The following is a 14479-nucleotide window of genomic DNA, read 5'->3' as shown; positions in this document are numbered from 1 at the left end:
CCGTCCCCACCCTCACCCCCGTCCCTGTCCCCGCCCACCTCACCCCCCGGGCGATACGCGTGCGAAGGAGCCCGCGATGAGCGAGATGATCACCGCGGACCTGGTCGATCTCGACCTGTCCGCCGACACCAAGGAAGCGGCGGCGCGCGCCCTCGCCGAGCGCATGGTGGCCAAGGGCCGGGTGACCGACCTCGACGGCTTCCTCGCCGACGTGGCCGCCCGCGAGGCCCAGATGCCCACCGGCCTCGACGGCGGCATCGGCATCCCGCACTGCCGCAGCGCGCACGTCACCGAGCCGACCCTCGCCTTCGGCCGCAGCGCCGACGGCGTCGACTTCGGTGCGCCGGACGGCCCCGCCGACCTGATCTTCCTGATCGCCGCCCCGGCGGGCGCCGACGACGCCCACCTCACCATCCTGTCCTCGCTGGCCCGACAGCTCATGAACGCCGAGTTCACGACGGCGCTGCGATCGGCACAGGACGCGGAGACGGCGACGGCCCTGATCCGCGGCGACGCGCGGACCGACACGGCGAGCAGCGCCGACACCGCGAGCAGCGCCGCCGACGTTGGCACCCAGGGCGACGCGGGTGCCGAGGGCACCTCGGAGAACACCGCTGCGTCGCCGGGGGCGGCCTCCGCCGGCGCCGCAGCGGGCAGCACGGCGGAGACGGAGACGGCGGCGACGGCGACGAGTACGGCGGAGGAGACGAGTACGGCGGAGGAGACGGCGACGGCGGCGACTTCCGCGGAGTCCGAGGCCCCTGCCTCCCCCGCTTCCCCCGCCTCCCCGTCCGCCGCGCGTCCCTTCCGTATCGTCGCGGTCACCTCCTGCCCCACCGGCATCGCCCACACCTACATGGCCGCCGAGTCGCTGGAGAACGCGGGCCGGGACGCGGGCGTCGAGGTCGTCGTCGAGACGCAGGGGTCAGCCGGATTCACCCGGCTCGACCCGGCCGTCATCGCGGCGGCGGACGGCGTGATCTTCGCCCATGACGTGCCGGTGCGCGACAAGGACCGCTTCGCCGGGAAGCCCACCGTCGACGTCGGCGTGAAGGCCGGCATCAACCGCCCAGGCGCCCTCATCTCCGAGGTCCAGGAGAAGGCGGAGCGCGGCGAGGCGACCGGCGGCACGGCACCCACGCCGGTCGAACGCTCCGGTGACACCGCCGAGGGCTACGGCACCAAGCTGCGCAAGTGGCTGATGTCCGGCGTGAGTTACATGGTCCCGTTCGTCGCGGCGGGCGGTCTGCTGATCGCCCTCGGCTTCGCGATCGGCGGCTACCAGATCAACAAGGCGCCGTCGGTCATGGACCACTTCGTGTGGACCCAGACCGACAGCTGGGCCGCGCTGCTCTTCCAGATCGGCGGCGTCGCCTTCGGCTTCCTGATCCCGGTCCTGGCCGGCTACATCGCGTACGGCATGGCGGACCGGCCGGGGCTCGTCCCGGGGTTCGTCGGCGGCGCCATCGCCCTCACCATCAACGCCGGTTTCCTCGGCGCCCTCGCGGCCGGTCTGATCGCCGGTGGCGTGGTGATGGCGATCCAGAGGGCCAGGATCCCGGCGGCACTGCGCGGCATCATGCCGGTGGTGGTGATCCCGCTGATCTCCTCGGCGATCGTCGGATTCCTGATGTTCGTCGTCATCGGCAAGCCCATCGCCTCCGCCCAGAAGGCGATGACCGACTGGCTGAACGGCCTCACCGGCTCCAACGCCATCCTCCTCGGCGCGCTGCTCGGCCTGATGATGTGCTTCGACCTCGGCGGACCCGTCAACAAGGTCGCGTACACCTTCGCCACCGCCGGTATCGCGGTCGCCAGCCCCAGTGACTCCGCGATGAAGATCATGGCCGCGGTCATGGCGGCCGGCATGGTCCCGCCGCTGGCGATGGCGCTGGCCACGACCGTCAGGGGCAAGCTGTTCAACCGCACCGAGCGCGAGAACGGCAAGGCCGCCTGGGTTCTGGGCGCCTCCTTCATCACGGAGGGCGCCATCCCGTTCGCGGCGGCCGACCCGCTGCGCGTCATCCCGTCCTCGATGGTCGGCGGCGCGATCACTGGCGGCCTGTCGATGGCCTTCGGCGCCACCCTGCGCGCCCCGCACGGCGGCATCTTCGTGGTCCCGCTGATCGGCAACCCGTTCCTCTACCTGATCGCCATCGCGGCGGGCGTCTGTGTCACGACGGCCTTGGTCGTCGTCCTCAAGAGCACCCGGCGCCAGGCTCCGGGCGGATCGGCGGACGACGCGGGCGGCGCGACGGCGGAGAAGAGGCAGCCGATCGCCGCGTGAGACCGCGTGAGGCCACGCGAGCGGGGCAGTGCATGGCCACGCGAGCGGGGCAGTGGATCACGGTCCGGGACGAGAGTCCCGGACCGTGGTGTTCGCGATGTGGTGTCCGTGAACTGTGGTGTCCGCGGGACCGTGGGGTTCGCGGAGCACGGTGTCCATGGAACCGCGGTGTTCGTGGAACCGCTGTGTCCGTGGAACCGCTGTGTCCGCGGACCGTGGTGCTTCCGGAGCGACTCAGAAGACCTGTGTGGCCCGTCGTTCCATGGCGTCCCGGGCCGCGTCCTCGCTCACGTACACCTCGCACATGTGCCGCCCGTCGGGCGTCGCCGTGTGCTCGACCTCCCACAGGGAGATCTCCGAGCCGTCGTCCAGCAGGAACGCGTGCTCGTAGAGCGAGAAACATAAGCCCGCCCGGCCCGCCCGGCAGGAGCGCCCGAAGGCCTGCGTGATCTGGTGCGCGAACGCGGTCGTCAGCAGGGCGGCCGTCTCCGCGCCCGGCCGGTCGCCGTTCTCCGCGCGCCGCAGCAGACGACGCGCGTGGTCCGCCGAGTCGTCCGGCACATAGGTGTGCCGGGGCTCGGGGAGCGGCGAGAGATGGACCGTCACCGGCAGTTCGAAGTCCGGCGCGTCCGGCGGCAGGGGCAGGCGCGCGGTGGCGGTGCGCAGCTCCTCCTCGTCGACGTACACCTCGTGCTGGACCTCGCGGGTCGACGCCGTATCGTGCACCAGCTCCCAGAGGGTCAGCGCGGTGCCGTCGGCGAGCAGCCAGGTGTGCCGGTACGTCTCCCGGTGCCGGCCCGCGCTGTGGTGCGCGGAGTGCAGCGAACTGTCGTGCGCCAGCGCGCAGTCCAGCCGCCTTATCGTCTCGTCGGGCAGCTCGAAAGAATTCAGCGCACGGCCGAGCAGTCGCGCGAGGTGCTCCTCCGGAGACTCGGGCGACTCGGGTGGTTCGTGCGCTGCCGTCTCGTACGGAACGCTCAAGGTCTCTCCCGGCGTTGCTGCATGTCACCTTGTGGGTGCATACCGTAGCCCCTCGGTCGGACATCATGTCCGGGAACCGAGAAAACGTACGCCCGGAAAACGCGCCGACCGCGCGGGAAGTTCCCGCGCGGCTCGGCGTTCCGTCAAAAAACGCTGCTCAAAGGTCCCTTGGGACGGTCATGTGACGGTCAAGCGCCCTTCAAACCGCCCGGCGGCGACGGCGCCCGGGGCGATCACCGGCCACTCGCCCCGGAGAGACGCCCCCGGAGAGACGCCCCGGACAGAGGCTCCGGAACAGACGCCCCGGACAGGTGCCCCGCACGGACGTCGTCGGCCCCGAGTCACACCGCGCTGCCCGCGACCCACTCGCTCCACGCCATGTTCCACCCGTTGAGGCCGTTGTCCGGCGGCACCGTCTTGTCGGGGGAGTTCTTGACGACCACGACGTCCCCGACGAGCGAGTTGTCGAAGAACCAGTGCGCGGGGGTGTCGCTCTGCGCGCCCTGCGCGTCCGCGAGCCCGATGCAGCCGTGGCTCGTGCCCTCGCGGCCGAACGGCGGATTGGCCTTGTTGTACCAGTAGTTGCCGTGGATGAAGGTCCCCGAGGTGGTCAGGCGCATCGCGTCCGGCACATCCGGTATGTCGTACTCGCCGCCCAGGCCGACGGTCTGGCTGTTCATCCGCGTCTGCCGGAACTTCTCCGAGATCACCATCTGCCCGTTGTACGTGGTGTGCTGGGCGCTGCCCGACGAGATCGGGATCGACTTGAGCGTCGAGCCGTCCCGGACGACCGTCATGGTCTGCGTGTTCACGTCGACCGTGGAGACCTGCGCCCGCCCGACGGTGAACGTGAACGACTTCTTCTGCACCCCGAAGACGCCGTTCGCGCCCTCGACGCCGTCCAGGTCGATCTTCGTCGTGACCTTCGAGCCGGCCTTCCAGTACTCCTCGGGCCGGAAGTCGAGCCGCTGCTCCCCGAACCAGTGCCCGACCACCTTCTGGCCGCTGCTGGAAGTGACCGTGATGTGCGACTGCACGTCCTTCTTGTCGGAGATCGCCTTGTCGAAGGTGAACGACACCGGCATCCCCACGCCGACCGTCGTCCCGTCGTCCGGCGTGTACGTCCCTATGAAACTGCTGGCCGAAGTGACCGTCGTGAAGATGGAGTTGGCCGCCGCGGTACGCCCCTGGGCGTCCTTCGCCGTCGCCGAGATCTGGTACTTCGTCCCGCGCTCCAACTGCTCCGCGGGCTTCCAGCTCCCGCCGTTCGCGGATATCTCCCCGGCGACGGCCTTCCCGCTCCCGGCCACCGTCATCTTCACGTCGGTCAGCTTGCCGCCGCTGACCTTCACGCCGGTCGAGTTGATCGACGCGCTCGTCGAGCCGTCCTTGGCCGAGATGGCGATCGTCGCCGACGACGTCTTGGACGACCCCTGGCCGCCCTTGCCGTCACCCTTGCCGGAGTTCGCGTTGGCGTTGCCACCGCAGGCGGTGAGGGTGAGGGCGCCGACCATCAGGACGGCACAGGCCCCCAGCGCGCGCCGCGCTGCTATGTCCGGCGTTGTCACGGGCTGCTCCAGGTTCAAGTGATGTGGGTGATCCGCTCATGTACGTCAGGAAAGAGGGAACAACCGAGGCCCGGGGTTGCCTCCCCCCACCGAAAAACCCCCGACGTGACAGAACCGGGACAATCGGGCGAGGGAACGGGGGCGCGGGGGCGCCGGGCGCGGGCGCCGGGTGCAGGGACGCCGGGTGTGGAAACGCCGAGCGCGGGGCGCCGGGTGCGGGGGCGCCCGGTGCGGGGCGGGAGCAGGGGTGGGGGTGGGGGTGGGGCGTGAGTGGGGGTGGGGCGGCGCGGGGTTGGGGCCGAGAGCAGAGTCGGCCGGGGAATGGTGGGCGCGAGCGGTACGGCGCTGAACTGGGGGGGGGCTCCCCCCTCCCCCCTCCCCCTCCGCCCCTCCCACCCTCCGCCCCTCCCCACCCTCACCCCTCCCCGTAAAGCTCCCCGTACGAAGGCCACGTTCCCGCTGGGCCGGTCACCGAGTCGGCCGCGCGTATCGCTCGGACTATGGCGCGGGTCACCGTGTCCGCGCCCGCTGCGAGGATGTCGTTCAGGGCGAGCGGGGAGTCGGTGCCCAGCGGGCGCCGGCCGGTGGCCAGGGCGAATATCGTGTCGCCGTCGTGCAGCAGGTGCACCGGGCGTACGGCGCGCGCGATGCCGTCGTGGGCGGTGCCCGCCAGTTTCTGGGCCTGTGCCTTCGACAGGTCCGCGTCGGTGGCGACGACGGCGAGCGTCGTGTTCAACGGCGGGCGGCCGTTCGTCCTCGCGATCTCCGCCAGGCGGCGCCCCGCCGCCTCGTGCACCCGCCTCTCCGGATACCGCACCCGCCCCTGGAACAACTCCCCGTACAGCACCCCCGTCTCGGGGTCGACCCCGGACCCGGCAGCGTTGGCCACCACCAGCGCCGCCACCGTGATCCCCGAGTCGAGAACCGTGCTCGCGGTGCCGACCCCGCCCTTCAGCTGCCCCACCGCGGCGCCGGTGCCCGCGCCCACGCACCCTTCCCGCACGGCCGCGCCCAGCGCGCTCGCCGCCGCCGCCTCGACCGCGGCCTTGCCGGTGCCCGCGTCGGGGCGGGCGGAGAAGTCGCCGCCCCGGCCCAGATCGAAGACGCACGCGGCGGGCACCACCGGCACGACGTGCGCGGGATCGGGGCCGACCCGCACTCCGCGCCCCCGCTCCTCCAGCCACGCCATCACCCCGGACGCCGCGTCGAGCCCGTAGGCGCTGCCGCCGGTCAGGACGATCGCCTCGACCCTCTCGACGAGATTGCGCGGGTCGAGCGCGTCGGTCTCCTTGGTGCCCGGCCCGCCGCCCCGCACATCCACGGCCGCGACGGCCCCTCCCTCCGGTGCGAGGACGACCGTCGTCCCGGTGAGCCTGCCGTCCCCGGTGAGGGTCGCGTGGCCCACCCGCACCCCGATGACGTCCGTCAACGCGTCAACTGTCATGTCTCCAGTCTCGCGCGGCCGGAATTTCCGCCAGGATCCTGGGCCTGTTCCCGAGCCGGGGTCCTGGCTCAGGGCACCGCCCACCGTCCGGCTCACCCACCGCCCGGTCCGTCCCTCCGCCCGGTCCGGATGGTGTGCCCCTTCCGCCCGGTCACCCGGCCGGAGTGGACGCCGTCCCCCCGCTCGCGTCGCCGTCCGGGCTCTCCGTAGCGCTCGTCCCGGCCGGCCCGGCCGTCCCGCCCTGCCCGTGTCCTCGGCGGGCCGTGCGCGCCGTCAGCGTCGTGCCGACCGCCACCGCCAGCGCGCAGACCACGCCCGCCGCCGGCACCGCCAGGTCGCCCAGGAAGGTGCAGGCGATCACCAGCAACGCCGTGGTCGGCAGCACCAGTTGCTGTGCGATGCCCACCTTGTAGTAGCGGGAGTGCAGAGCCCACACCGTCAGCAGGTACAGCGCGGTCGGGAGGGTCACCGCGGCGGACCCGGCCAGCGTGGACAGCTCCGTCTTCCCGACGGTCTGTTCCACCGCCACCTCCAGGCCCGCGCCGATCGCCGCCGCCGAGGCGAAGATCAGGTAGTGGCCGTATCCCCACAGGAAGGCCTGCCGGTTGGAGCGCAGATGACCATGGATGGGCACCACGAAGTAGATCCACCAGGCCGCGAAGACGATCAGCAGCCCGCCCACCGCGATCGGCAGCACCTCGCCCAGCGCGTCGTGCTCGTCGATCCCGGACTTCACGGCCACGGTCGCCGCCGCCACGCTCTCGCCGAGCACGATGATCGTGAACAGTCCGTACCGCTCCGAGATTTGGTGCGGGTGCCAGGACGTCGGACGGTCCTTCTCCGCGAACGGCGGCACACACATCTCCAGCACCGCCATCACCAGGAACACCCACGGCCGCGCGCCCTCCGGCAGCACCAGCAGCCCGAGCCAGCCGACCTGGCAGGCCAGCACGCCACCGGCGTACCGCAGCGCCGTGGTCCGCTCCGCGCCCTCCGTCGACAGCGCGGCCCGCAGCCACTGCGCCACCATGGCCAGCCGCATGATCACATAGCCGAGCCAGACCGCCACGAAGTCGTGCTCCTGGAACGCCTGGGACACCCCGGCGGCCAGTACCAGCACGCCCGCGATCTGGACCAGCGTCACGACCCGGTACAGCGTGTCGTCGTTGTCGTACGCCGACGCGAACCACGTGAAGTTCATCCACGCCCACCAGATGGCGAAGAAGATCATCGCGTAGTTGAGGATGCCCTCGCCCGTGTGGCCCCCGGCGACCGCGTGCACCAGTTGCACGCCCGCCTGGGAGATGGCCACGACGAAGCACAGGTCGAAGAAGAGTTCCAGCGGGGAGGCGACGCGGTGCGCCTCGTCGCGGCCGCGGGACGCGAGGCCGCGCAGCGGGCTCCTGCCCGCCGGTGCGCCGGAGGATGAGGTGGGGTGCGGAGTGGGGCTGGGCGTCATGATCCCAGCACAGCAGATAACGGGCACGGACGCGGCGCGCGTACCCTGGGCGCATGAGCGCCGTTCCCGATCCCGCCCCCGAGCCGCGTGAGCCCCGCGAGCCGAAGGCCGCGTTGGTCTTCGACGACCCGCTTGACCGGCAGTCGGCGGACGACACGGACCACGGGTGGGGTGAGCGGCCCGCCGCCGACCGTGACAGCGCGGCCGATCTGAAGCGCTTCCTCGACGAGAAGCCGCCCCACCACATCTGAAGCCGGGCCCGGCGCGAGCGCCACGGCCGTCGACCGGCGGCCTGCGCCCGCCGGGCCGACCACGACCTATACCGGGCCGACCGCGACCCGTACCGGGCCGACCGCGACCCGTACCGGGCCGACCGCGACCCGTACCGGGCCGACCGCGACCCGTACCGGGCCGACCGCGACCCGTACCGGGCCGACCGCGACCCGTACCGGGCCGACCGCGACCCGTACCGGGCCGACCGCGACCCGTACCGGGCCGACCGCGACCCGTACCGGGCCGACCGCGACCCGTACCGGGCCGACCGTGACCCGTACCCGGCCGCCCGCGACTCGCACCAGGCCGCCCGTCGGGTACCGGCCCGTGCTGTCGCTAGCGGTCGCCCGGGGTGGAGCCCGTTCCCGTGCCGGGGCCCGAGCCGCGCTGGGCGAGGAGCGCGTCGCGGATCTCCGTGAGCAGCTCCAGCTCGGTGACCTCCATGACCTCCTGCGTGTTCTCCTGGGCCTTCTTGCGGGCCGCCTGCCGTGCCAGGTACTTCGACATCGGCAGGACCATCAGGAAGTACACGACGGCGGCGGTGATCAGGAAGCTCAGCGTGGCGCCCAGGACCGAGCCCCACATGATCTGGATGCCCTCGTCCTTCGTGCAGGTGGGCGTCAGGCAGGAGCTGTAGTCGTCGAGGTTCTGGGTGCCGATCGCCCCGACCACCGGGTTGATGATCCCCTTGACCACGGCGTTGACGATGTTGGTGAACGCGGCGCCGATGACCACGGCCACTGCCAGGTCCACGACATTCCCGCGCATCAGGAACGCCTTGAACCCCTGCAGGACGGTGGGTTCCTTCTTCTCGCTCACCTTGGAGCCACTCCTCACACACACAGGTTGTAGAACAAACAGTTCCGCAACCTACGTCAAGGCTCCGCCGTTCTGTCCAATTGGATACCTCGGACGGGCGACTTGACACCAGCCTGTGCGGCCTTCGCGCGTGGACGCTCAGCACGGTCAGCACAGGGTCACCGCCAGCCGCGCACCCGCGCCGGCCCCCGCGAGGTCCACCGCCGTGGTCCGCGGCACCGCGACGACGATCAGCGCCCCGCCGCCCCCGCCCTCGCCGTCGACCGCGTCGTCGGGCATCCCGGCCGGAGGCTTCGGCACCTCGACCACCCGGACCCCGTGCGCGACCACCCTGGCGTCGCCACCGCCGGTCGGCGTCCGGGCGGCGGCGATGACGTCCACCCGGTCTCCCGGCCGCAGCAGCCTGACCGTGGCGCCGTCGGCGATCCGCACCGGCGCGGACACCAGCTCGACGGTCGTGTGCCGCGGGACGGGCCGCGCCGTCGGATGCCCGCGCGCCCGGTCGGTGTCCCGTGGGCCCGCCGCGACCAGCGCCGCCGCGGTGACGACGAGACCGGCGGCCAGCGCCCGCCGTCGATGCCGTAAGAACCGGCCGAGCCGGTACCGCCCGCCGCGCACCCGCACCGGGTCGAAGCGCGGGACCTCGCACGGAGCGGGGACGAGCGGGGGAGGGGGAGGAAAAGGAGCGAACGACATGAGAGGCCACCACCTGCGACGGAATCGGCTTGCCCGCCCAGAGTGCGGCTTCGCGACGATCCCCGCCGGGACCCGTGGACGGCCGGCGGATTGTGGAAAACCCGCCCACCCGAACGTGACGTTCCGCCCCCGAGAACACCGGGTGACAGAGGTGACAGGAGTGACCGAGGCGACCGAAGAAACCCCAGCCGCGCCCGCCCTCCGACGCCCGCGCCCGCCCTCCGACGCCCGCGCCCGCCGGTCACTCCGTGCCCCCGGCCCCCTGCGCCGGCCCAGCCCGGTCCCCGCTAGGCCACTCCCGCCCCGCTACGGCAGCACGAACCCCGGGTCCATCCCGCCCAGCGCGTTCACGCACGGGCAGTCGCGGTCCTCCGTGGCCGGCAGCGCCGTCACCGCGTCGAACAGCACGCCCCGCATCCGGTCCACGTTCGCCGCGAAGACCTGGAGCACCTCGTCGTGGGAGACGCCCTCGCCGGTCTCCGCGCCCGCGTCCAGGTCGGTGACCAGCGTCAACGACGAGTAGCACAGCTCCAGTTCGCGGGCGAGCGCGGCCTCCGGGTGGCCGGTCATGCCCACCACCGACCAGCCCTGCGCCTGGTGCCACAACGATTCAGCGCGGGTCGAGAAGCGCGGCCCCTCGATCACGACCAGCGTGCCGCCGTCCACCGGCTCCCACTCCCGGCCGTGCGCCGCCTTGAGCGTGGTGGCCCGCCCGGTCGGGCAGTAGGGGTCGGCCAGCGAGACGTGCACGACGTTCGGCACCGTGCCGTCCGGCAGCGGCAGCCCGTCGAAGTAGGTGTTCGCCCTGGACTTGGTGCGGTCGACGAGCTGGTCGGGCACCAGCAGCGTGCCCGGTCCGTGTTCGGGGCGCAGACCGCCGACCGCGCACGGGCCGAGGACCTGGCGCACCCCGACCGACCGCAGGGCCCACAGGTTGGCCCGGTAGTTGATCCGGTGCGGCGGCAGATGGTGGCCGCGGCCGTGCCGGGGCAGGAAGGCGACCCGCCGCCCGGCGATCTCGCCGAGGAAGAGGGAGTCACTGGGCGGGCCGTACGGGGTGTCCACCTGGACTTCGGTCACGTCGTCGAGGAACGAGTAGAAGCCCGAGCCGCCGATGACACCGATCTCTGCGTTCGCCATGCCCGGCACAGTATCGGCACCCGCAGACGCCCGGGGAGCCAGCCCACCGGGACCCTCACCGCCCCGACCGCCCTCGCGGACTCCGCGGACTCCACGAAAACACCGAAGACCCCGTCGTCCCAAGACGACAGGGTCCCGCGGGTCCGCCGGGTGTCTACGCGGCCGAGGTGCTGCTCGACGAGGAGCCGCCGGACGACTTCGAGTCCGAGGAGGACGACGAAGACGAAGACGACGAAGACGACGTCGATGATGACGAGGACGACGTCGATGAGGACCCCGACCCCGTCGGCGTCTTGCTCGTCGACGGCGCGCTGCTCGACGAGGAGCCCCGGCTGTCGTTGCGGTAGAAGCCGGAGCCCTTGAAGACGATGCCGACCGCCGAGAACACCTTCTTCAGGCGGCCATGGCAGGCGGGGCACTCGGTGAGGGCGTCATCGGTGAACTTCTGCACCGCCTCGAGGCCCTCGCCGCACTCGGTGCACTGGTACTGGTAGGTCGGCACTGTCTTCCTCCTGGCACTCTCACTCAATGAGTGCTAACGACGGTCCATAGTGACGTATTCCAGAGGATCAGTCCACCGTCACCGGCACGCGGTGACCGACGCCACGCGCCACGGTGGTGCCGCGGGGCGGCGGAACGAGGCGTGATCGCAGGGCCAGCAGGACCGCGAGCGCCAGTACCGTGCCGCCCATCGGGACCAGGAATCCGGCGCCGCCCCAGAAGCGGTCCTCCAGCTGTCCGGCGACGGTGACCGCCGCCGCCTGGCCGAGCGCGACCGCTCCGGTGAGCCAGGTGAACGCCTCGGTCCTGGCGCCGGCCGGGACCAGGCCGTCGACCAGCGTGTATCCGGTGATCAGGGCGGGCGCGATGCACATGCCGACGAGCAGGCCGAGGCCCGCGAGCAGGAGCACCGAGTGCGCCGTCCACAGTCCTGAGGCCGCCAGCGCCAGCGCCGCGTACCCGATGAGGAGCCGGCGGCGCGGAGCGGTCTTCCAGGCGATGGCGCCGCAGATCACACCGGAGATCATGTTTCCCGCGGCGAACGTGCCGTACAGGACGCCGTTCAGGCCGGGTTCGCCGATCGACTCGGTGAACGCGGCCAGCGACACCTGCATGCCGCCGAAGACGGATCCGATGCCGAGGAAGGTCACGATCAGCACCCGCACGCCGGGGATGCCGAGCGCGGAGGCGTGCTCCACGCGCGCGTGCCCCGCGGCGGCGACGGTGGGCTGGGTGCGCCGCTGCGCGGCGAACAGCAGGCCGCCGACGAGGGTCAGCGCGGCCTCCGTCACCAGGCCGGCGGCCGGGTCGACGGTGGTGCACAGGGCGGTGGCGAGCAGCGGTCCGAGGACGAACGTCAGCTCGTCCGTGACGGACTCGAAGGCCGCGGCGGTGCTCATCAGGGGCGAGCCCTGGAGCTTCACGCCCCAGCGGGCCCGCACCATGGGCCCGACCTGCGGCACCGAGGCGCCGGTGGGCACGGCCGCGGCGAACAGCGCCCACAGGGGCGCGTCGCCGAGCGCGAGCGCCGTCAGCGTCAGGCCGGACACGGTGTGCAGGAGCACGCCGGGGATCAGGACCGCGCGCTGTCCGTGGCGGTCGGCGAGCCGGCCGCTGTAGGGCGCGAAGACTGCCATGGAGACGCCCGTGGCGGCCGCGGCGGCGCCCGCCACCCCGTAGGAGCCGGTGGTGTGCTGCACCAGCAGCACGATGGAGATGGTGAGCATGGCGAACGGCTGGCGCGCGGCGAAGCCGGGCAGCAGGAACGTCCAGGCGCCGCGGGTGCGCAGCAGTTGCCCGTATCCGGGGCGGGAGGGAGCCGGCTCGTCCTTCGACGGCTCGGTGGTGACCGTGGATGCCACGGCCGTGCCTTTCTGCCGCCTGGTAGCGCGGCCCCGCCGGGTAGGGGGGCGACGCCGAGAGCTGTCCTCTTGCGCGGAACTGCGGTAGATGCCGGCGTCCACCACAGAGGGTCGTCCCGGCCGCCATACGGTCGCGCCAGCTCTGCGTCAGGCAGAGTTGGTCGATCAAGGTGCGCCTTGATCCTACAGGGGCCGGGGGGCGGTGTGCCTGTGAAAATGAGCACCACGGACACGTTCACCTGTCATTGACGACGGTGTGAACACCCCGAAACGCGCCCTTAACCGACCCGCGCGGACGGCTCGCGCCGCTCAGCGTTCCGCGCCCGCCCCGCCCGCGCCCAGCCAGCCGGCCAGCTTGCCGCCGTGGCCGACGGCGCGCAGCCGTCGTTCCGCCGCGTCCCTGACCGGGTCGGTGGCGACGACCAGCAGCTCGTCGCCGTGGCGCAGCACGGTCGTCGGCAGCGGCACGAAGGACGTCCCGTCGCGCACCACCAGGGTGACGCCCGAGCCGGGCGGCAGCCGCAGTTCGGCGACCTCGACGCCGTGCATCTTCGAGCCGTCGGGGATCGTGACCGACAGCAGATGTCCGCGCAGCCGCTCCAGGGGTGCCGACTCGACGCCGAGGTCGGCGGCCTCGGCGTCGCCGCCCAGGCGCAGGGTGCGGGCCAGCCAGGGCAGCGTCGGACCCTGCACGAGGGTGTAGACGACGACCAGGATGAAGACGATGTTGAAGATGCGGCGGCTGCCGTCGACGCCCTGCACCATCGGGATGGTCGCCAGGATGATCGGCACCGCGCCGCGCAGCCCGGCCCAGGACATCAGGGCCTGTTCCTGCCAGGGGACTCTGAGGGGTTTGAGGCAGACCAGCACGCTGAGGGGGCGCGCGACCATGGTGAGCGCCAGGCCGATGACCAGGGCGGGCCAGACGTCGTCGCCGAGTTCGTGCGGGGTGACCAGCAGGCCGAGCAGGACGAACATGCCGATCTGGGCGATCCAGCCGAGTCCTTCGGCGAACCCGCGGGTGGCGGGCCAGTGCGGCAGTTTGGCGTTGCCCATCACCATCGCGGCGAGGTAGACGCCGAGGAAGCCGCTGCCGTGCGCCAGGGCGCCCGCGGCGTACGCGGTGACGGCGATGGCCATGACGGCGATCGGGTAGAGACCGGAGGCGGGCAGCGCGACGTGCCGCAGTCCCCAGGAGCCGAGCAGGCCCACCGTGAGGCCGATGGCCGCGCCGATGGCCAGCTCCAGTGCTATCTCGCCGATCAGGACGTACCAGTGCTCCACCGGGCCCGCGGTGGAGAAGGCGACCACCAGGATGACGACGGGGGCGTCGTTGAAGCCGGACTCGGCCTCCAGGATGCCCGTCACGCGGGAGGGGAGCGGGATGCGGCGCAGCACGGAGAAGACGGCCGCCGCGTCCGTCGAGGAGACGACCGCGCCGATGATCAGGGCCTGCCGCCACTCGAGGTCGACCAGGTAGTGCGCGGCCGTCGCGGTGATCCCGACGCTCACCGCGACCCCGACCAGTGCCAGTGCGGAGGCGGCCGGCAGGGCCGGCTTGACCTCCTTCCACTTCGTGCCGAGGCCGCCCTCGGCGAGGATCACGACGAGGGCCGCGTATCCGATGACCTGGGTCAGTTCGGCGTTGGCGAAGTGGATGCCGACGCCGTCCTGGCCCATGGCGATGCCGATCCCCAGGTACACGAGCAGGCTGGGGAGCCCGCTGCGCGAGGAGATCCGGACCGCGGCCACGGCCACGAGCAGGACGAGCGAGCAGACGAGCAGAATCTGGTTGAGGTGGTGGACAGTCAGCGGCCGTTCCCTTCCCTGGCTGCCGCGCGGCCCGCGCGGCAGCTCACGTACACAGGACACGGAGTCATGCGGCTCCGCACCCAAGTACTTCGTTACCTTACCTAACTCTTGACGATTCCTTGACGCTCATGGGTGCAC

Annotated in this window: 13 protein-coding genes; 2 read left to right on the top strand and 11 right to left on the bottom strand. The window is 72.1% G+C overall.

The window, feature by feature from the left end:
• Nucleotides 1-76 precede the first annotated feature (76 nt).
• Nucleotides 77-2287 (top strand): PTS fructose transporter subunit IIABC, encoded by a 2211-nt coding sequence (locus tag DDJ31_RS16535; RefSeq protein ID WP_127179519.1) that lies wholly within the window; start codon nt 77-79, stop codon nt 2285-2287.
• 234 nt (nt 2288-2521) lie between these two features.
• Here DDJ31_RS16535 and DDJ31_RS16530 read toward each other — a convergent pair whose 3' ends face one another.
• The 4 genes from DDJ31_RS16530 to DDJ31_RS16515 form a co-directional block, all read right to left on the bottom strand.
• Nucleotides 2522-3268: a DUF6227 family protein gene (locus DDJ31_RS16530; protein ID WP_127179520.1), complete on the bottom strand. Its 747-nt coding sequence runs from the start codon at nt 3266-3268 to the stop codon at nt 2522-2524.
• A gap of 341 nt (nt 3269-3609) precedes the next feature.
• Nucleotides 3610-4836: a L,D-transpeptidase gene (locus tag DDJ31_RS16525; protein WP_127179521.1), complete on the bottom strand. Its 1227-nt coding sequence runs from the start codon at nt 4834-4836 to the stop codon at nt 3610-3612.
• Nucleotides 4837-5251: 415 nt separating this feature from the next.
• A complete protein-coding gene (locus DDJ31_RS16520; RefSeq protein ID WP_127179522.1) occupies nt 5252-6280 on the bottom strand; it encodes a P1 family peptidase in 1029 nt (342 codons plus the stop codon).
• A 151-nt stretch (nt 6281-6431) separates the two neighbouring features.
• Nucleotides 6432-7739: a low temperature requirement protein A gene (locus tag DDJ31_RS16515; protein WP_127179523.1), complete on the bottom strand. Its 1308-nt coding sequence runs from the start codon at nt 7737-7739 to the stop codon at nt 6432-6434.
• 53 nt (nt 7740-7792) lie between these two features.
• On the opposite strand from DDJ31_RS16515, the gene DDJ31_RS16510 reads away from it, so the two are divergent.
• A complete protein-coding gene (locus DDJ31_RS16510; RefSeq protein ID WP_127179524.1) occupies nt 7793-7990 on the top strand; it encodes a hypothetical protein in 198 nt (65 codons plus the stop codon).
• A gap of 66 nt (nt 7991-8056) precedes the next feature.
• On the opposite strand, the gene DDJ31_RS16505 is transcribed toward DDJ31_RS16510, so the two are convergent.
• The 7 genes from DDJ31_RS16505 to DDJ31_RS16475 all read right to left on the bottom strand — a co-directional run bounded on the left by DDJ31_RS16505 (nt 8057) and on the right by DDJ31_RS16475 (nt 14401).
• On the bottom strand, nt 8057-8314 hold the full coding sequence (locus DDJ31_RS16505; RefSeq protein WP_127179525.1) for a hypothetical protein: 258 nt from the start codon (nt 8312-8314) through the stop codon (nt 8057-8059).
• Nucleotides 8315-8348: 34 nt separating this feature from the next.
• Nucleotides 8349-8831: a large conductance mechanosensitive channel protein MscL gene (gene mscL / locus DDJ31_RS16500; protein ID WP_127179526.1), complete on the bottom strand. Its 483-nt coding sequence runs from the start codon at nt 8829-8831 to the stop codon at nt 8349-8351.
• A gap of 147 nt (nt 8832-8978) precedes the next feature.
• Nucleotides 8979-9527 carry a hypothetical protein gene (locus DDJ31_RS16495; RefSeq protein WP_127179527.1) on the bottom strand — a complete coding sequence of 183 codons (549 nt, stop codon included), beginning with the start codon at nt 9525-9527 and terminating at the stop codon, nt 8979-8981.
• A gap of 306 nt (nt 9528-9833) precedes the next feature.
• Nucleotides 9834-10667 (bottom strand): S-methyl-5'-thioadenosine phosphorylase, encoded by an 834-nt coding sequence (locus tag DDJ31_RS16490; RefSeq protein ID WP_127179528.1) that lies wholly within the window; start codon nt 10665-10667, stop codon nt 9834-9836.
• A gap of 154 nt (nt 10668-10821) precedes the next feature.
• Entirely contained in the window at nt 10822-11169 is a 348-nt protein-coding gene (locus tag DDJ31_RS16485) for an FmdB family zinc ribbon protein (RefSeq protein ID WP_127179529.1), read from the bottom strand.
• 67 nt (nt 11170-11236) lie between these two features.
• Nucleotides 11237-12529 (bottom strand): MFS transporter, encoded by a 1293-nt coding sequence (locus DDJ31_RS16480; RefSeq protein WP_127179530.1) that lies wholly within the window; start codon nt 12527-12529, stop codon nt 11237-11239.
• Nucleotides 12530-12838: 309 nt separating this feature from the next.
• Nucleotides 12839-14401 carry a potassium/proton antiporter gene (locus DDJ31_RS16475; protein WP_171480834.1) on the bottom strand — a complete coding sequence of 521 codons (1563 nt, stop codon included), beginning with the start codon at nt 14399-14401 and terminating at the stop codon, nt 12839-12841.
• Nucleotides 14402-14479: the final 78 nt, after the last annotated feature.

This window comes from Streptomyces griseoviridis (assembly GCF_005222485.1).
GTDB lineage: Bacteria > Actinomycetota > Actinomycetes > Streptomycetales > Streptomycetaceae > Streptomyces > Streptomyces hintoniae.
The sequence above is the reverse complement of the archived record's forward strand: the minus strand, read 5'-3'. Positions and strand labels throughout refer to the sequence as shown.

Excerpts from the sequence above, each read along its gene's own strand:
- DDJ31_RS16535 (WP_127179519.1), top strand. The coding sequence starts at position 77 with ATGAGCGAGATGATCACCGCGGACCTGGTCGATCTCGACCTGTCCGCC.
- DDJ31_RS16520 (WP_127179522.1), bottom strand. The coding sequence starts at position 6,280 with ATGACAGTTGACGCGTTGACGGACGTCATCGGGGTGCGGGTGGGCCAC.
- DDJ31_RS16515 (WP_127179523.1), bottom strand. The coding sequence starts at position 7,739 with ATGACGCCCAGCCCCACTCCGCACCCCACCTCATCCTCCGGCGCACCG.
- DDJ31_RS16510 (WP_127179524.1), top strand. The coding sequence starts at position 7,793 with ATGAGCGCCGTTCCCGATCCCGCCCCCGAGCCGCGTGAGCCCCGCGAG.
- DDJ31_RS16495 (WP_127179527.1), bottom strand. The coding sequence starts at position 9,527 with ATGTCGTTCGCTCCTTTTCCTCCCCCTCCCCCGCTCGTCCCCGCTCCG.
- DDJ31_RS16490 (WP_127179528.1), bottom strand. The coding sequence starts at position 10,667 with ATGGCGAACGCAGAGATCGGTGTCATCGGCGGCTCGGGCTTCTACTCG.